The 17,516-nt window shown below is 61.7% G+C and carries 11 protein-coding genes; 5 read left to right on the top strand and 6 right to left on the bottom strand.

Features of this window, described 5'->3' with window-relative positions:
- Positions 1-56 precede the first annotated feature (56 nt).
- Entirely contained in the window at positions 57-1,262 is a 1,206-nt protein-coding gene (gene truD / locus LPW11_RS13255; RefSeq protein ID WP_230994351.1) for a tRNA pseudouridine(13) synthase TruD, read from the bottom strand.
- A gap of 345 nt (positions 1,263-1,607) precedes the next feature.
- Between truD and LPW11_RS13250 the strand changes: the two genes are divergently transcribed.
- The 3 genes from LPW11_RS13250 (at position 1,608) to LPW11_RS13240 (ending at position 8,051) form a co-directional block, all read left to right on the top strand.
- Positions 1,608-4,580, top strand: coding sequence for an NAD-glutamate dehydrogenase domain-containing protein (locus LPW11_RS13250; protein WP_230998291.1), 2,973 nt, complete (start codon positions 1,608-1,610; stop codon positions 4,578-4,580).
- A 290-nt stretch (positions 4,581-4,870) separates the two neighbouring features.
- Positions 4,871-5,878, top strand: coding sequence for a M20/M25/M40 family metallo-hydrolase (locus LPW11_RS13245; RefSeq protein WP_331001568.1), 1,008 nt, complete (start codon positions 4,871-4,873; stop codon positions 5,876-5,878).
- A 316-nt stretch (positions 5,879-6,194) separates the two neighbouring features.
- A complete protein-coding gene (locus tag LPW11_RS13240) occupies positions 6,195-8,051 on the top strand; it encodes a multicopper oxidase family protein (protein WP_230994350.1) in 1,857 nt (618 codons plus the stop codon).
- A gap of 186 nt (positions 8,052-8,237) precedes the next feature.
- On the opposite strand, the gene LPW11_RS13235 is transcribed toward LPW11_RS13240, so the two are convergent.
- The 5 genes from LPW11_RS13235 to trmB form a co-directional block, all read right to left on the bottom strand.
- Positions 8,238-9,407, bottom strand: a complete 1,170-nt coding sequence (locus LPW11_RS13235) for an IS4 family transposase (protein ID WP_230994165.1) — start codon at positions 9,405-9,407, stop codon at positions 8,238-8,240.
- Between the two features lie 226 nt (positions 9,408-9,633).
- Positions 9,634-10,929: a phenylacetate--CoA ligase gene (locus LPW11_RS13230; RefSeq protein WP_230994349.1), complete on the bottom strand. Its 1,296-nt coding sequence runs from the start codon at positions 10,927-10,929 to the stop codon at positions 9,634-9,636.
- A gap of 53 nt (positions 10,930-10,982) precedes the next feature.
- Positions 10,983-11,510: an indolepyruvate oxidoreductase subunit beta gene (locus LPW11_RS13225; protein WP_230994348.1), complete on the bottom strand. Its 528-nt coding sequence runs from the start codon at positions 11,508-11,510 to the stop codon at positions 10,983-10,985.
- A complete protein-coding gene (locus LPW11_RS13220; RefSeq protein ID WP_230994347.1) occupies positions 11,510-13,324 on the bottom strand; it encodes a thiamine pyrophosphate-dependent enzyme in 1,815 nt (604 codons plus the stop codon). Before LPW11_RS13220 ends, LPW11_RS13225 begins: the two co-directional genes overlap by 1 nt.
- Positions 13,325-13,551: 227 nt before the next feature.
- On the bottom strand, positions 13,552-14,184 hold the full coding sequence (gene trmB / locus LPW11_RS13215; RefSeq protein WP_230994346.1) for a tRNA (guanosine(46)-N7)-methyltransferase TrmB: 633 nt from the start codon (positions 14,182-14,184) through the stop codon (positions 13,552-13,554).
- Positions 14,185-14,723: 539 nt separating this feature from the next.
- On the opposite strand from trmB, the gene LPW11_RS13210 reads away from it, so the two are divergent.
- On the top strand, positions 14,724-16,139 hold the full coding sequence (locus tag LPW11_RS13210) for a DEAD/DEAH box helicase (protein ID WP_230994345.1): 1,416 nt from the start codon (positions 14,724-14,726) through the stop codon (positions 16,137-16,139).
- Positions 16,123-17,124: a helix-turn-helix transcriptional regulator gene (locus LPW11_RS13205; RefSeq protein WP_230994344.1), complete on the top strand. Its 1,002-nt coding sequence runs from the start codon at positions 16,123-16,125 to the stop codon at positions 17,122-17,124. Before LPW11_RS13210 ends, LPW11_RS13205 begins: the two co-directional genes overlap by 17 nt.
- Positions 17,125-17,516: the final 392 nt, after the last annotated feature.

The raw sequence follows: 17,516 nt of genomic DNA, 5'->3' as shown, positions 1-17,516 counted from the left end.
ACCCCGATTTCATTTCGCCAACGGGCACTCGCCCGTCAGCCGCTTTCACTCTCGGCTTACTCGACCTTCATGATCTCCCGAAGGAGGGAGGTGGCATAGGAGCCGCGCGGCAGGGCGAAGCTCAGCACGAGATTCTCCCCTTCCCCCTGCACCACGGTCTCCGAAACGGGCACCCTGAGCGCCCTCCGTTCGCCGTCCATCCGCAGCGCGCCGGGAAGCGCGAAGGATTCCCGCGTCACCCCGTGCGCCTCCAGCACCCCCTGTTCCAGCTCCAGCTGTTCTCCGGAGGGCTCCATCATGGTGCAGCCGAACATCGGTCCGGTGGGGGAAATTTCGAAGGAGTCGGCACGGGTCTGTTCCACTTCGGCGTCTTGCACGATGAAGCAGGCTCCATTTTCATGCTTGAAGGCAATGTCGCCGGGCAGGATGCGATCGAGCGTGTCGAGACGCCCATCGAGCACCTTGTCGAAGAGAAAGGACTGGAACGCGGAGAGGTAAAGCCTTTTCATGCGCGGCTGGACGGCGTTGAAGGCCTGCTGCCACGCATCGGGCCTCTTCAGGAGGCGGTCGATCAGGTCGCGCTCGACGCGGAAGTGCGGCGGAAAGAGAGAAAGCGCCTCGGCGAGCTCGCCCCGATGGTATGCCTCGATCGCCAGCCGCCACCTCTCGTCCGCCACCGCTTTTGGATCGCCGATGACGGTATCGACGGCGGCGCGATAGTCGCCGCGCAGCATGCAGGCGCCGATCAGGTGGGTGTTTCCCTGGACGCCGTAGCGCTGCACGCCGAAACGGTTGGGCAGGCCGCGCCTCCGGACGATCTCCAGCGTTTCCTCGGCAAGGGCGGGGGCGTTACCGGCAACGGACCGGACGCGGACCGTGAAGCGGTTCCCCTTCAGGTGGCCGAGCCTCAGCTTGTTTCCGTGCATGGCGGCGGAAAGGACAGCGACTCCGGGTATCTGCAGGGCGCGCACTGCGTCGGGAGAGACTCTCGGGATGGAGATGGTCTGCCGGGTCAGCCCCTGCGCGTCCTTCATTCCCGCGTACCCCATGTCACGCTCCTGGACTCCGAGAGCGCGCGAGATGCGCCGGAGCGCCTCGAGCGTGGCGATGCCGCGCTTCTCGATCACCGCGTAGCAGTGCTCACCTTGACCGCTCGGAAGATAGGCCGGGATCTCCTCGACGACGAAGTCCTCCGGTGTCTCCTTGATGACCCCGCCGGTGCCCGGTATTCCCGCCGTCAGATACTTCGATTCGTGTTGCACTCCCTACCCCCTTGGAAACCGGGGGCATAATAACCGCTCGTGGGGAGTCTTTCAACTGGAAAGAGGCGGTGTTTGTGCGGCCGAGGTGGCATCAAAGGCAAATCCCCCCTGTCCCCCCTTCGCAAAGGGGGGAACGTGAGGGTCTCGCCTGCGCCTTTGATAGGACACACATCATGGTTTCCAGAATCCATGAAGAGCCTTTCCTTTGCGGATTTTCCCTTTGCGCCCTTTGCGCCTTTGCGGTGGATGTAGCTTTTGCCTTTCATGATAAAAACTGATAGGAAGACGTAGAACCGCTGCTATACTGGCTTTGCAGGAAATGAGATGTCTCAGAGGGGTACCGCCATGGACCAGAACTTCACCGAAGAAAACGACCTCGCATGTGAAATGGCGCAAAACAGGAAGTGGCTGAGGGAGCAGATCACCCCGCACTTTTTCGTCGCTATGCAGGACGAGCCCCAGGCCTTGCTCCTTTTGGAACGGGAGCTTTGCTCCCTGCGCTACAACCGCCAGCTGATCCTCGCTGACCGCGAAAAGATGCTCATCCTCGCCCGGGTCAACGTGCCGGGCTCACTGTACGACACGCTGAGCCACTGGCACGACCGCGAGATTTCCTACGCCATGTTCACCCATTCCGAGGGGCCCATACCGGGGATGGCGCAGGAGCTGGAGATCCAGCGATTCGAATTCGACAGGAAGGGGAACGAAGAAGTCCTCAAATGGCGGGAGGCAAAGATACCGCGAGACCTCGCGGAACGGCATGCGAAACAGCTGAAGGAAACGTACCCGGACTTCGAAATGAAGGAGTTCGAACGGCTCCTCGCCATCCTTTGGGTGAACAACGAGCGATACGTGAGGTACTCCTCTCCTCTCAGGGTCGCGCAGGTGCTCCAGCTGCTGCAAAAAGTGGTTCGTAGCGGAGGGCTCTACGTCGACGTCGAGCCGGCGAAGAGCAGCAACGAATCGCGGATCCACTTCGCGGTGGCGAACCCGCCGCAGACGGACTTTCTCCTGCAGATCATGGAGGTCTTCCACCGGCTGGGGATCGGGGTGAACCGGGCCTACTGTCTTACGGTCTCAAACGGCTTCCACCCCTATTTCCTCGGCACCTTCTACGTGGCGCGGCATTCGGCGGAACCGCTGGACCGCGGCTCCGACATGTTCAGCAGACTGCAGGAGGAGCTCTACAACACGCAGATCATCTCCACCAGGGGGCAGGGCTACCACAGCTTTTTGACCACAGGGATCATGAGCGGCGGGGAAGCATCCCTCATCGACACCTTCATCGCCTTTTGCCACACGAACCTCGCCCACACAGACCCGGACCGCTTCGGGCTCGACCACGTGCAGAGCGCCTTCTTCTCCCACCCGGAGATCGCGCTCGAACTGGTGAAGCTCTTCAAGGCCCGCTTCGATCCGCAACTGGTGGACCGCGACGGCGTCTATCGCGCCACATTGGAGGAGACGCGGCTGGCGGTGGAGGGGTACAACACGGGGCATCGCTACCTCGACGAGGTGCGGCGCACCATCTACCGCTGCTGCCTCATCTTTATCAAGCACACCCTGAAGACGAACTTCTTCGTCCTCAACAAGCAGGCGCTCGCCTTCCGGCTCGACCCGGGTTATCTCGTGGAACTCGGCGACGAATTCACCGCGGACCTCCCCCAGGCGATCCCCTTCCGGGTAACCTTCTTCTTCAGCCGCTACGGCTTTGGCTATCACATCGGCTTCTCCGACATCGCCCGCGGCGGCTGGCGCACGGTCATCGCGCGCAACGCCGACGACTTCACCACCAACGCCAATACCATCTTCCGGGAAAATTTCGTGCTCGCGCACACCCAGCACCTGAAGAACAAGGACATCTACGAGGGGGGCTCGAAACTCGTCCTCATCCTCGATGCCTCCGACCTGAAGCGCAGCGGTGAGCGGGAGATGGAGTACCCGCGACTGTACAAATTGCAGTACGGCGTCGCCAACGCCTTCCTCGATGTCTTCATCACCAAAAACGGCGTGGCGCGCGACCCGGCAGTCGTCGACTACTACCGGCAGGACGAGCCGATCGAGCTCGGTCCCGACGAGAACCTGCACGACACCATGATCGAGAATATCGCGCAGCTCTCCCGCAAGCGCGGCTACATCCTGGGGATCGGCATCATCTCCAGCAAGCAGGTGGGGATCAACCACAAGGAGTACGGCGTCACCTCGACAGGGGTGGTAAAGTTCGCCGAGATCACCATGGCGGAGGTGGGGATCGACATCTATCGCGACCCCTTCACGGTGAAGTTCACCGGGGGGACAAACGGCGACGTGGCGGGAAACGCAATCCGGATCCTTCTCGACAGAGCGCCCGAGGTGAAGATACGCCTCATACTCGACGGCACCGCCGCAGTCTACGACCCGTTCGGCGCGGATCGGGAGGAGCTCTCACGCATCGTGCTGAAGCAGGACCTGGACGGCTTCAATCCGCAGGCGCTGCACCTTGGCGGCTTCATGATCTTCCGCTCCGGGAGCCGCCGGGAAGGAGTGCGCGATCTCTTTCGCAAGGTCACCCGCACCCCGGCCGGGCTGGAAGAGGAATGGATGTCCACCGACGAATTCTCCCGCGCCTATGAGGAGCTCCCCTTCACCGTGGAGGCCGATCTTTTCATTCCCGCCGGGGGGCGGCCGGAGACGATCGACAAGGACAACTGGGAGCGCTACTTCCTCTCGGAGGGGATCCCGTCCGCCCGTGTCATTGTGGAGGGAGCGAACTCGTTCATCACGCCGGAGGCCCGCCTGCAGCTGCAGAAGCGAGGCGTCATCATCATGCGCGACGCCTCCGCCAACAAGTGCGGCGTTATTTCCTCCTCCTACGAGATCATCGCGAACCTGCTGCTGAGCGAGAAGGAATTTTTGGCGGAGAAGGAGCGCTATGTGCGCGACGTGCTGGAGATTTTGGAGAAGCGGGCGGCGGAGGAGGCGCGGCTCATCCTGCGCAGGCGGCGGGAACAGCCCGGCGGGACGTGCTGTACCGAGTTCTCCGACGAGCTCAGCACGGAGATGAACGAGCTGTACGCCATGATCTTCCACTTTTTCCAGGACCACCCGGAGCTCTGCCTGCAGCCCCTCTACCGCCGGGCAATCCTGTCGCACCTCCCGAGGATGCTGCGCGAGGAGCGCAAGTACCGGCAGAGGCTCACGCGTTTGCCGCAGAAGTACCTCTTCGCCATCCTTGCCGCGGAAATAGGTTCGTCGATGGTGTACCGCGGCGACCGCGAGGAAGACTTCGGCGCCACCATCAAGGGGCACTTGGTGAACTACTTCCCGGCGGAGATGTGAAGGGATGCATGGGGCGGTGCGGGCGCAGGTGCCGGAGTTTTCGAAACAAATCCCCCCTGTCCCCCCTTCGCAAAGGGGGGGACGTGATGCCTCGCCTACTCCTGTGAGGGGACGTAAACCGTGGGTTCGCTGGAATGGATGTGGACATGCCGGGAACGCCTTTGGCTTATCCCGGCCTACATTTATGCGACGTCAATGTAGGCCGGAATAAGCGCAGCGTTTCCGGCATAAAAGCCGGCCTTAACCTTTTCCGGTGAACCTGCATACGCCGTTGAAAAGATGGAGCCCCTGTGAAATCAGCAGCTCGACATGGCGTCCCGGTCGCCGTCATCTGCCTCATGATCCTCGTCATCATCTGCACCACCGGAGGGTGCATGACCATCATGCCCGGCCGCTCCCATAAAGGCCCTCTACCCCCGCTGACAGAGGAGGAGACGGAACTGGCAAAGCGGCTGCGACAGCATGTCACGGTGCTGGCGAAGGATATCGGCGAGCGCAACACCACGCACTACAAGGAGTTGCAGCATGCCGCGGCCTATATCGAAAAGGAACTGGGGGCTCAAGGGTACGCTGTCAGAAAAGAGCCGTACCGTATCGGCGAGCGGGAGATGGTGAACATCGAGGCCGAGTTGAAGGGAACATCCCACGCCGAGGAAATCGTCGTCGTCGGAGCTCACTACGATTCGGTCGCGGGAGCTCCGGGGGCCAACGACAACGCCTCAGGCGTAGCCGCGGTTCTCGAACTGGCGAGGCTCCTGCGCGACCAGAAACCTGCACGCACCGTCCGGCTGGTGGCGTTTGTGAACGAGGAGCCGCCGTGGTTTCTGAGCGAAGAGATGGGGAGCCGCGTGTACACCCGAGGCGCCCGAAAGCGCGGGGACAAGATCGCGGGGATGCTCTCCCTGGAGACGATCGGCTACTACTCCGACGCGCATGGCAGCCAGCAGTATCCTGCCCCCTTCAGCAGCTTTTATCCCGATACCGGAAATTTCATCGGGATGGTGAGTAACCTTCCGTCCTGCAACCTGCTGCGCCGGGTCATCCGCACCTTCCGGAAAACGACGCCCTTTCCCTCCGAAGGTCTAGCGGCCCCTGATGTCGTTCCGGGTATCGGCTGGTCCGATCACTGGTCCTTCTGGCAGGAAGGGTATCCTGCAGTGATGATCACCGACACGGCTCCCTTCCGATACCCCTACTACCACGACGCGCAGGATACGCCGGACAAGCTCGACTACGAGAGGATGGCGCGGGTAACCGCCGGTGTCCACCGCGTGGTACAGGAGCTCTCCGGAGAGTAGCGTCCGGAAGTGATCCAATCCCTCTGCTCAACCTCCTTATTCAAACCCCGCAATAACTTCTTTCTCCCGTCTCCTTTCATGAAATAACGGCTGTACAAAGATCCTTCCAAACAGCTGCCGTGCACAAAAACGCGCACCCTTATCCCCGCCTACAGAGAGCAGCACCTGCCTTTTTACTCAGTATTTCCAGCACCTTACCTTGAGCGAAAGTAATATGGCATGATCCCCGCACTGCAGGTATGCAAAGGTCCTGTTTCAATCACAGAAGTAGAGGGATTGCTATCTCGATCAGATTAAGAGCCGGGAGGAGACGACCATGAAAGGGAAAAGAGTTGCAACCTATCTCGCCTGCCTGGCGGTGCTATCAGTTGGGTCGGCCGCGCTCGGGTCCGTGCAGGAGCCCCAGCAGCCTCTCAATCCAAAGAGCATCCCGAAGTATGTGGACCAGCTACCTGCGCCGGGAAAACTGTTCGGGCCCGCCCAGAGCATCACCATGTCGGAGTTCACCCAGCAGGTCCTGCCGGCGGGTTTCCCTGCTACCATGGTGTGGGGGTATAACGGCAGCTATCCGGGCCCGACCATCGAGGCGGTGCGCGGCGTGCCGACGACGGTGACCTACTACAACAACCTGGTCGATCCCGTCCTGCAGAGGCACATGACCATCGACCAGACGCTGCACTGGGCCGACCCGCTCGGCCTCCAGTGCATGATGAGCGCCGACCGGGATGACTGCTTCAGCCCGTACGCGGGACCGGTCCCGACCGTCGTGCACCTGCATGGCGGCGAGGTCCCCTCCCGCTTCGACGGCGGCCCGCAGGGGTGGTTCACCCCAAATCTCGCCCAGGTCGGCGCAACCTTTCCCGGCACGGTCTATACCTACCCGAACGGCCAGGAGGCCACCACCCTCTGGTACCATGACCACGCGCTCGGCACCACCCGCACCAACGTCTACGGCGGGCTCGCCGCATTCTACCTGCTGCGCGACCCGGTCAACGAGCCGGCGAACCTTCCGAGCGGCCCGTACGAGCGCGAGATCGCCATACAGGATCGCCAGTTCGACACCGCGGGGCAGCTCCTCTTCCCGGACGGCTCCCCCGCCGGCCTCAACGGCCCCCCGACCAATCCCGAGGATCATCCGTACTGGAACCCTGAGTTCTTCGGGGACGTCATCGTCGTGAACGGGAAGACCTGGCCCTTCCTGAACGTGGAGCCGCGCCGCTACCGCCTGCGCCTGCTGAACGGCTCCAATGCCCGCTTCTACACCCTTTCGTGGTCCGCGCAGAAAGGGAAAGCACCGGTCTTCTGGCAGATCGGCACCGACGGCGGGCTGCTGGACACCCCGGTGAAGCTCGCGGCATTGACCCTCGCGCCGGGGGAGAGGGCCGACGTCATCGTCGACTTCAGCGGGATGGCAGCAGGGAGCGAGCTCATCCTGCAAAACAGCGCGAAGGCCCCCTTCCCGGCCGGCACAGTGCCCGATCCGGCAACACTCGGGCAGATCATGAAGGTCGTGGTGGCACTCCCGCTGAGCGGTATGGATACCAGTCTCGATCCCTCGGCTGTAACGGCTCTGCGTCCCACGCCGATCGTGCGGCTGGCGCCAACGGTGACGGCTTCGACTCCGGTGCGGCGCCTCACGCTGAACGAGGTGATGGGGATGGGCGGGCCGATGGAGGTGCTCCTCAACAACAGCCACTTCATGGATCCGGTGTCTGAAAAGCCGAGGGTGGGGTCGACAGAGGTTTGGGAGATCATCAACACCACCGGCGACACGCACCCGATCCACCTGCACCTGGTCCAGTACCAGCTGCTGAGCCGCCAGAAGTACCAGGCTGGGAAATACCTGAAGGATTACGAGCGGGCATTCCCTGGCGGAGCGTTCATCCCTGCGGCCGGCCCCCCTCCCGGTGGCAACCCTGACCCCGCACCGTACCTGGTCGGGAAACCTTCTCCGCCTGATCTGAATGAAGCAGGGTGGAAAGACACGGTACGGATGAACCCGGGCGAGGTGACCCGCATCGCGGTGCGCTTTGCACCGACCGACACACCGGCGGGGGCGGCGGGACCGGGGTACCCCTTCGACGCCACGGAGGGACCGGGATATGTATGGCACTGCCACATCCTGGACCACGAGGACAACGACATGATGCGGCCTTTCCAGGTAGTGCCGTAGTTTAGGTAAGAAGCGCATATAAAAAAAGCCGGCGGCACCAAAGTGCCGCCGGCCTCACCGAGAACAGTAGATCCTCCATGGGGGGTGCGGAAACGCATCCCCATTTTTTTGTTCAGCCCGCTCACTCAACTGCTAGGGCGCACGGCAGAACCAAGGCAAATCCCCCCTGTCCCCAGCGTTGTCCGGTTAGGTTTTTGCTTTGCGTCGTTTCTGCTTTTTTCGGTTTTTTTTGGCCTCATTTTTTCGCAGTCTAGAGGCTTCAGCTGCCATTCCAGCAGCTTCACTAGCGATTTTGTTTCTTAGCTCTCTGACACGATTGATGCTCACCCGCTCGTTATGCTGTTCTTGGCAGTAAATGGCCAGGAGAAGGTAAGTGATAAGTCCACTGAGGACCTGCACCATCATGCCATACTGGCTTCTGGCGATTAAGTGGTAGACGTTGAGGTATCGTTTCCACCAGCCAAAGAAGGTCTCTATGTTCCAACGTAGTTTGTATGCTTCGGCCACCTGTTCAGCGGTAAGGTCATAGCGGTTTGTCGCAACCCAGTATTCCTTTCGGTCAACGCGATAGCCAACTACTCGGAGCTCTTTCTGCCCTTCAGTGAGCCCCTTCTTGCCCAGAATAACGATGGCGTCATAAAAGACGATGTCACTGTGCGGAAGAGGATTTTGACGGACGACCTTCTTTCTGGCTCTCTGCTGGATGCGGCAAATAAAGAGTTTGCCGTCTTCTTGCCACTGATCGAAGTCGGCGTTGCATTGGTACCCTCGATCAAGGACAGCAGTCTCGCCAGGCTGGAGGATACGGTCTACATACTGCCGCTCCACCTGGTTAGCGTCAGTCACGACCACACTCGTCGGCACACCACGGTTCAGATCAAGGCCTACGTGGGCTTTGGCTTTATTGTGAGTGCTTGAGTACTGCGCCCAATCCATCGACATCAAAGCGTCGATGACAGATCCATCGATGCCAACAAGGTTGCCAAGTTCTGCGTGTTGGGCGGGAATGACTTTGCGAGCCTCTTTCGCCAGTGCTCCAAAGATTTCAGTGAGTTGTTCGAGTCCACGTGTGTTGATAGCCTCAAAAAACGCGGATTTTTTAACGCCTTTAGGTGGCGCAACACATTCCTTGGCGAAATTGTCCTGTTCCAGGGCCTGGATCAGTTCTCTTCCAGAAGAGAATTCCTGGAGATGGTAGTAGACAAGGGCCTTTAGCTGATCGTCGAATGACAGTTGCAACGGTCGGTAACCTCTCGATGTAAGTGGAGAAACAGGGGTGCATGATCTCTTTACTGGGTCGAGAAGTCTATTAAATTCATAAGGATTCTGAGGCTTTTGTCTGCTGAAGGGACGCATGTCGTAACCACTCCCGAATTACGTAGTTACGAACGCGGCGCGCGCCACCCTTCAACAGATGTCAAGCAAAAAGTACAGCAATATCAAAGATTTCAGAGAGCAAGAACCTAACCGGACAACGCTGCCCTGTCCCCCCTTCGCAAAGGGGGGAACGCGAGGGCCTCGTCAGCGCTTCGTGGAAATGTACTGAGGCTCCGCTGAATTTCCGGAAAAACCGTTTGTGCCCTTACTCGAACTTCCGATTGTCGAAAATCCTCTTCGTCTTCCTTTCCGAGCGGGGCAGCGTGCCGTTTTCCACCAGCTCTACCGAGCAGGAGATCATCAGGGTGTGCTTGATGCCGGAGACGATCTGCTTCATGATCTTGTCGTCCGGGAGCGCGTCGCCGTTTTTCGCCCGCTCGACGCGCACCAGCATGTAGTCCCTGCCATCTTCATGGTGGTCAAAGAAGACCTGGTACTCGCTGCCGATCCCCTGCACGGCATTCAAGACTTCGTCGACCTGTCCCGGGTACACGTTCACGCCGCGGAAGATCACCACGTCGTCGGAGCGCCCGAGAATCCTGTCGTGGCGCGGCAGCCAGCACCCGCAGGGGCAGTCCCCTTCCAGGAGACGGGTGAGGTCCCGGGAACGGTAGCGGATGAGGGGTGCCCCTTCCTTCCCAAGGGTGGTGTACACCATCTCCCCCACCTCTCCCGGCGCCACCGGCTCCAGGGTCGTGGGGTCGAGGATCTCGAGGATGTAGTGATCGGCCCAGTAGTGGATGCCGGTGCCGTAGCGGCAGGAGAGCCCGGTGCCGGGGCCGTAGAGTTCCGTGAGGCCGGTGATGTCGTAGATCTCCTTCACCCCGAGGTACTCTTTCATCGTCTCCAGTGCCGCATTGCTGCTGCGCTCGGCCCCGAGGATGATCTTTTTCAGGTTGAGCTGGTTCTTGAGCCCCTTCGCGTTCACCGCTTCGGCGAGCAGAAGCCCCATGGAGGCGGTGCAGCAGAATACGGTCGCCTGCAGGTCGATCAGAAGGCTCGTCTGCAACTCCAGGTTCCCGGGCCCGACAGGAATCGCGAGGGCGCCGAACTTCTCGCATGCCTGCTGGAATCCCACCCCTGCAGTCCACAGCCCGTAGCCGACCGCAATCTGCACCCGGTCCTCCCGGGTCAGCCCGGCGAGCTCGTAGCAGCGGGCGAACATGTACTGCCAGTCGTCCAGGTCCTTCTGGGTGTAGCAGAGCACCTTGCGCTTTCCGGTGGTGCCTGATGAGGCGTGGATGCGGACAAGATCGCTGAAAGGGGCGCTGCGCAGTGCAAAGGGGTAGCCGTCGGCGAGGTCCTGCGCAGCGAGGAAGGGAAGGCGCTTCAGGTCGTCGAGGCTCTTGATGGAGGCGGGGGTCACCCCGGCGGCCGTAAGCTTTTCCCTGTAGAAGGGGTTGTTCTCAAAGGCGTGCTCGACGCTCCATTTCAGCCCCTCGAGTTGGAACGCCTCCAGTTCGGCGGCGGAAGAGACTTTCGCAGGAAACCTTTTCAGCATTACGTTTGTTACTCCTTTCGAATCCTGAACGTGCAGGGATGACGCGGCGCCCCTTACGCTTCGAGTCCGGCACGAAACGCCGCCAACGCGCGGGCGAGCGCGGCTTCCTTCCCCTTCATCCTCTCTCTCAGGGCATCCTCGATATCCTCGGCAGTGCAAAAAAGCTTTCCCGGCTGCGCCACGGTCCGCCCCAGCACGATCAGGTTGACCGCCTGCGGGTCCTTTAGCTGCAGCGCGAGGCTGTCGGCATCGACAAGTACTCCGTTTATACCTTCGGCAACGGCCGGGACCGATTTCGCGTTGGTTGAGAAGAATCCGCCATCCTTCAGAAAATGCAGGTGCAGGGGGAGCGTCTCCCCCTTGAGGGAGAGGAGCGCGTCGGCCTGCCCCGGGCGCACCAGCGGGCTGGCGAAGTCCCCCACCTTCAGATGTGAGATCACCACGCCGCCGCGCTGCGCCATGCCGTGCGTCTCCGAGGTCAGAACCGGGTACCCCTTGGCGATCGCCGTCTCCGCAAGGAGCCGCGTGACAAAGAGAATCCCCTGGCCGCCGAGGCCGCTCAGGACGAGTTGCTGCTTCATCATCCCTCCTCCCTGCTGACGATGGCACCGACGGGGCAGACGTCGAGGCACACCCCGCAGCCGCTGCAGATCATCGAATCGACCGCTACCTTCCCCGTCGATTCGTCAAATACCAGAGCCGGGCATTCGAAGCGCTTCGTGCACACCTGGCAGCCGGTGCACTTTTCGGCGACGACCGGCTGCGGCCTCTTCTTGCGGGGCTGGCTGCGGTCGACAAGGCAGGGGCTCTTGGCGATCAGCACCGCTACCCCCTCCGAATGGGAAAAGGCGACCGCTTCCTTTACCAGAGCGGTGAAACCGGGAAGATCGAGGGGGTCGCCCGTCTTGCAGAATCGGACGCCGCAGCCTTTCACAATCTGCTCTATCTCCACCGGTTGGCCCGACGGCGTCCCCTGTGCGGGTGTCGGCTGGTTGCCGGTCATCGCGGTCGTGGTGTTGTCGAGTATGACGAGGACAAAGCGCGCACCCTGCGCCAGCGCGTCGATCAGTGGCGGGATCCCGGCATGGAAGAAGGTGGAATCGCCGATGGTGGCGACGATGTCCGGATACTGGTTCCCGATGCGGTAGGAATGGTAGAAGCCGGCGGCCTGGCTGACCGCGGCCCCCATGCAGATGAAGGTGTCCACCGCGCCGAGATTGACCCCGAGGGTGTAGCAGCCGATGTCGCTCGGGTAGATCCCCTTCGGCGCCGCCTTCTTGATGGCGTAGAAGCTCGCCCGGTGCGGGCATCCGGGACAGAGCGTCGGGCGCCTGCCACCCTGCTGCGCCACCTGGGGGACGGGGGACGCAGGCACCCCGGCAAACCCGGCAACAATCCGCTCCACCGTCTCGGGGAGAAGCTCGCCCGCCTCCGGCACCGCGCCGCTCAGCTTGCCGCGCACCTTGTTGCGCTCCCTGAACTGCATCTCGATGACGCCGGTCGTCTCTTCGAGAACGAGGATCTCGTCGTGCTTCTCCAGGACCTGCGCGCTGAATTCTGTGTGCAGCGGATAGGGCTGGACGACCTGGTAGAAGGAAAGGGAGTCCCACAGGCCAAGATCGTCGAGGGTCTCCTTCACATAGCTCGCGACGGGGCCGGAGGCGACGACTGCCTTTCGGCTGGTGACGTGGGGGTTATGGCAGATCGGGGCGGTGGGGGGGTATGCGGCAATGTCCGCGAGCTTCTGATTGAGCTGGAGGTGCAGCTGGTAGCGGAACTTTGGTGTGGCGGTCCAGCGGGCGGGATCTTTCTGAAAATCGGCGACGCGCGCCAGATCCTGCACCGGCTTCAGCTCCAGGTCCTGGCAGGCGTGGCAGACTCGCGTCGTGGGGCGCAGCATGACCGGGACGCGGAATGCTTCGGAGAGTTCGAATGCGACAGCGGCCAGCTCGCGGGCGTGGGCAGGGGACGCCGGATCAAGGACCGGAATCTTCGCCAGCATCGCCATGAGGCGGCTGTCCTGCTCCGTCTGGGAAGAATGGGGGCCGGGATCGTCAGCGCTGACGACGACGAAGCCGCCGACGACGCCGAGGTAGGCGGCGCTCATGAGGGGGTCGGAGGCGACGTTCAGGCCGACCTGCTTCATCGCGGTCATGGCGCGCAGCCCGGTCTGGCTGGCGGTGTAGGCGATCTCCAGCGCAACCTTCTCGTTTACCGCCCACTCCACGTGCATCGGCACCTTTTCGGCCGCCTGCCATTTCTGTATCGCGGAGAGGATCTCGGAAGCGGGGGTACCGGGGTACGAGGCGGCGACCACGCAGCCGTTCTCCACCAGTCCTCGCGCCAGTGCCTCGTTGCCCTGCAGCAGCATCCTTTTCTGCTCGCTCAATGCCATCGACTCACCTCGCACTCTTGCAAAACGACCTTGCTTGTACACGCCGTTTAACAGGAATGTCAACCACAAAGGGGCGATTGGGTGAGCAAACGCAGTAGCGCGTATCACGCGGATCGACGAGGGCAAAAATCAGTTCCGACGTACTAAATATAGGGCGATGATGAGGGGGCGAGAAAGAGAAGAAGGAAGTGAAAGGGCCCTCTGAATCGAGGGCCCTCTTGAGTGGATCAGAGTGAGCCGGGGGCGAGCTTGTAGTGCACGAAGAAGATGTTCTTTCCTTCGGCGAGGAACTTCTGCATGTACTTCGACTTGTGGTAGCCGGGGAAGTCGTGCCGGTAGAGGTCGGGCGCGAAGGCGTTGCGGAACCCTGAAACCTGCGGCATGAACTCCGCTACGTCGATGCCGTAGTCGTCGAAGTCGGTGGCGAAGTAGAAGTTGGCGCCGGGGGCGAGGTATTCGCGCAGGAACTCCAGGAAGTGGCTGCTTACCAGGCGCCGCTTCCGGTGCCGCTTCTTCGGCCACGGGTCGGGGCAGTTGATGTACACCGCCGACAGGCTCCCCTTGGGGATGCGGTCGGTAATAAATAGACGCGCCTCGTCGCGCAGCACCCGCACGTTCGTTATGCCGTGACGGTCCAGGCGCCGGCAGGTTTTCCAGCACCCCTTGTTGTAGAAGTCGATGGCGATGAAGTTGACGTTGGGGTGATCGATGGCGGTCTTGAGGATGAAGTCGCCGATGCCGCAGCCGATCTCCAGCGCGATGGGGTTGTTGTTGCCAAAGATGGCGCTCCAGTCCGGCGGCGATGCGAGCGCTTCAAGTTTGAGATAGTTCGGGGATTCGATCTGAATAAACGATTGCATGGGCTTCCTTTGCAGAGATTTCTCGGAAGAAAATAGCACAGGGGGGGCCGGGGATAAAAGAGGAAAAACGGGTCGGCGCCGCATCCCCGACCGACGCTTTTACTTATGGACGTGCAGAAACTGTTCAATATAACCTCAGCCGCCGGCGCTACGTCCCTCCCCTTTCAAGGGGGAGGACAGGAGGGGGATGGGGTGCGCTCGACTCAGGCAACGACGGTTTAACGCCATCCCCACCCTGACCCTCCCCTTGGAAGGGAGGGGACGCCTACTCCTGCTCTACTACAACCATTCCCACCTGGGCGGCTGCGTCTGTTGTGGACTGCCGGGAACGCCTGGCGGCTTATCCCGGCCTACATGGACGTGGCGGCTCCCCCGGCGACATGGACGGGTGGCGGCTCCCCCGGCTACGCAATGTCCCACTTCGGTCACCGAAGCGATGCCGCATTAAATCCCGCCTCGCACCCTTTCGCATTGCCATTTACGGCACTTTATGTTAATGATATCCTCTTGAAATCAGGTAAAAAAAGGAAAAAGCCATCATGAAATTCGCAGAATTGCCCCTCCCCCCACTGGTACAGAAGGGGATCGAGGAAACGGGCTTTACCGACTGCACCCCCATCCAGGAAAAATCCCTGCCTCTTGCACTCTCCGGCAAAGACGTAGCCGGCCAGGCCCAAACGGGCACCGGCAAGACCGCAGCTTTCCTCATCGCCCTCTTTACCAGGCTCCTCAGCCAGGAAAGGTCCGGCACGCCTCAAAACCCGCGGGCGCTCATCCTTGCCCCGACGCGCGAGCTGGTGGTGCAGATCGAGAAGGACGCCCAGACGCTCGGCAAGCACACCGGCTTCACCATCCAGGCGATCTACGGCGGCGTCGACTACATGAAGCAGCGCGACGCGCTGAAGGCCGGCGCCGATGTGGTCATCGGAACCCCTGGTCGCCTCATCGACTACCTGAAGCAAAAGGTCTACTCCCTGAGAGAAGTGGAGGCGCTCGTCATCGACGAGGCGGACCGCATGTTCGACATGGGTTTCATCGCCGACCTGCGCTACATCCTCCGGAAACTCCCCAACTACGACAAGCGGCAAAACATGCTCTTCTCGGCGACCCTCAACACGCGCGTCATGGAGCTCGCCTACGAGTTCATGAACATGCCGGAAAAGGTCTCGGTGACCCCGGAGCAGATGACCGCGGAGCGCGTGGAGCAGGTCCTTTACCACGTGTCGCGCAAGGAGAAGTTCCCCCTCCTCCTCGGGCTCCTGCGCAAGGAAGGGATGGCGCGCACGATGGTTTTCGTGAACACGAAGAGGGAGGCGGAGTTCCTCCAGGACCGCCTGCGCGCCAACGACTTCCCCTGCCGGGTCATCTCCGGTGACGTGGAGCAGAGAAAGCGCCTGAAGATCCTCGAGGATTTCAAGGACGGCACGCTCCCGATCATGATCGCCACCGACGTCGCATCCCGCGGCCTCCATATCGACGGCGTCTCCCACGTCATCAACTATGACCTGCCGCAGGACTGCGAGGACTACGTGCACCGCATCGGCAGGACTGCGCGCGCCGGCGCGGAGGGGAAAGCGATCTCACTGGCCGACGAGGACGGCGCCTTCTACCTGGAAGCGATCGAGGATTATATAAAGCAGAAGATCCCGACCGAGTGGGCGGAAGACGAGATGTTCGTGCACGACTACAAGAGGAGCAAGCCCCGCCCGCACCCGGAGCCGAAGCATCCGAAGAAGGGGGGCCGCGGCGAGAAGCCGCGATCGGGCGAGAAGCCTCGCTCCAGCGGGAAGCGGCGCCCGGCGGAAGGAGAAAAGCCGGCGGCAGCAGAGCAGGCAGCGGCGCCGGCACCGTCGACCGAAGGGGGGCAGCCGGCCGAAAACGGCGAGGCAGCGGCAAAGAAGAAGCGCCGCCGGCGTCCCCGCAAGAAACCAGCAGCAGATGCCCCGCAAGGGTAGGCCCTCGAAGAAATACTCGCAGGCGGCACGGGTGCACGACATCATCCGCCTGATCGAGGCACGCCACGGCGTCTCCCTCACCGAGCTCGAAGAAGAGACCGGTGTGGGGAGGCGCACCATCCAGCGCGACCTCATCGCGATCCAGGAAGCCGGGTACCCCCTCACTTTCGACTGGGAGGAAGGGGAAAAGCTTTTCCGCTTCATCACCGGCTTCAAGGACGTCCCCCCCATCAGCTTCTCGCTCCAGGAGCTGATGACCCTCTCGCTGATCCGCTCCCAGATCGATTTCCTGGAAGGGACCCCCTTCGCCGAGGATGTCGCCACCGTTTTCCGGAAGGTGAACTCGGTCCTCCCCCCACGTTTCGCCGCCCACATGGAGCGGATCGCCAAGGTCGCGCACCCGCTTCTGCAGGGGCGGCGCGACTACAGCAAGTGCCACGACGCGCTGGAGTCGATCCGCCAGGCGCTCCTTTTCCAGCAGAGCATCGTCATCTCCTACCTCCCCGCCGGACGCGGGGAAGCGGCAAACTACCGCGTCGACCCCTACACGGTGCTCTTCCAGAAGGGAGGACTGTACCTGCTGGGCTTCGCCCACAACCGCCAGGCGCTGCGCACCTTTGCGCTGGAGCGGATCTGCGGCGTGGAGGTCCTGAAGGAGCGCTTCGAGATTCCGGAGGACTTCACGCCGGAGCAGGCCCTGCAGACGGCGTTTGGGCTCGTGGCGGAGCCGATCATGGAGGTGAAGGTGCGCTTCTCTCCCGGCATCGCGCACGCGGTGCGGGACCGGGTGTGGCACCCCTCGCAGGAGGTGGCCGCGCAGGAAGACGGCTCCGTCGTCCTCACCTTCCGCGCCGGCGGCAGGATGGAGATCCTCTCCTGGATCCTCTCCTACGGCGCCCATGCGGAACTCCTCGCACCGCACGACCTGCGACAGGAACTGGCGGCGATGGCGCGTCAGACCTGCGCCCTCTACGACGGTGCATGAAAAAAGGCTCTCCGGGAATTCCGGGGCGCCGGCGTCAGGAAGATCCCCCCTCCCTTGACGGGAGGGGGACAGGGGGTGGGCGAAGCTGCTATGTGGCTGAAATGGTGGCACCTTCCCCCCCACCCTGTCCCTCCCCCGCAAGGGGGGAGGGGAAGTCCGACCGGCTGTCCCCCGAGTTCTCGGATGACCCTGAAAAAAGGACTGGATCAATGAGGCTGCTTCTGTTAATGGCTCCGGAGCGGCATCAACCTTTGGACTTCTTTTCTGATGATCGCTCCGGATTGAGCAAGATAAAGGCATCTCCTGCAACTGAATCTAGAGTGAATCCGCGTCCTGTGACAGTGAGTTGAGTCAGATCACACAGAAGTATTTACCTCTCCTTTCTCAATGAT

This window comes from Geomonas sp. RF6 (genome assembly GCF_021044625.1).
Classification (GTDB): Bacteria; Desulfobacterota; Desulfuromonadia; order Geobacterales; family Geobacteraceae; genus RF6.
The sequence above is the reverse complement of the archived record's forward strand: the minus strand, read 5'-3'. Positions and strand labels throughout refer to the sequence as shown.

Excerpts from the sequence above, each read along its gene's own strand:
- LPW11_RS13205 (WP_230994344.1), top strand. The coding sequence starts at position 16,123 with ATGCCCCGCAAGGGTAGGCCCTCGAAGAAATACTCGCAGGCGGCACGG.
- trmB (WP_230994346.1), bottom strand. The coding sequence starts at position 14,184 with ATGCAATCGTTTATTCAGATCGAATCCCCGAACTATCTCAAACTTGAA.
- LPW11_RS13235 (WP_230994165.1), bottom strand. The coding sequence starts at position 9,407 with ATGCGTCCCTTCAGCAGACAAAAGCCTCAGAATCCTTATGAATTTAAT.
- LPW11_RS13220 (WP_230994347.1), bottom strand. The coding sequence starts at position 13,324 with ATGGCATTGAGCGAGCAGAAAAGGATGCTGCTGCAGGGCAACGAGGCA.
- LPW11_RS13210 (WP_230994345.1), top strand. The coding sequence starts at position 14,724 with ATGAAATTCGCAGAATTGCCCCTCCCCCCACTGGTACAGAAGGGGATC.
- LPW11_RS13230 (WP_230994349.1), bottom strand. The coding sequence starts at position 10,929 with ATGCTGAAAAGGTTTCCTGCGAAAGTCTCTTCCGCCGCCGAACTGGAG.
- LPW11_RS13240 (WP_230994350.1), top strand. The coding sequence starts at position 6,195 with ATGAAAGGGAAAAGAGTTGCAACCTATCTCGCCTGCCTGGCGGTGCTA.
- LPW11_RS13225 (WP_230994348.1), bottom strand. The coding sequence starts at position 11,510 with ATGAAGCAGCAACTCGTCCTGAGCGGCCTCGGCGGCCAGGGGATTCTC.
- LPW11_RS13250 (WP_230998291.1), top strand. The coding sequence starts at position 1,608 with ATGGACCAGAACTTCACCGAAGAAAACGACCTCGCATGTGAAATGGCG.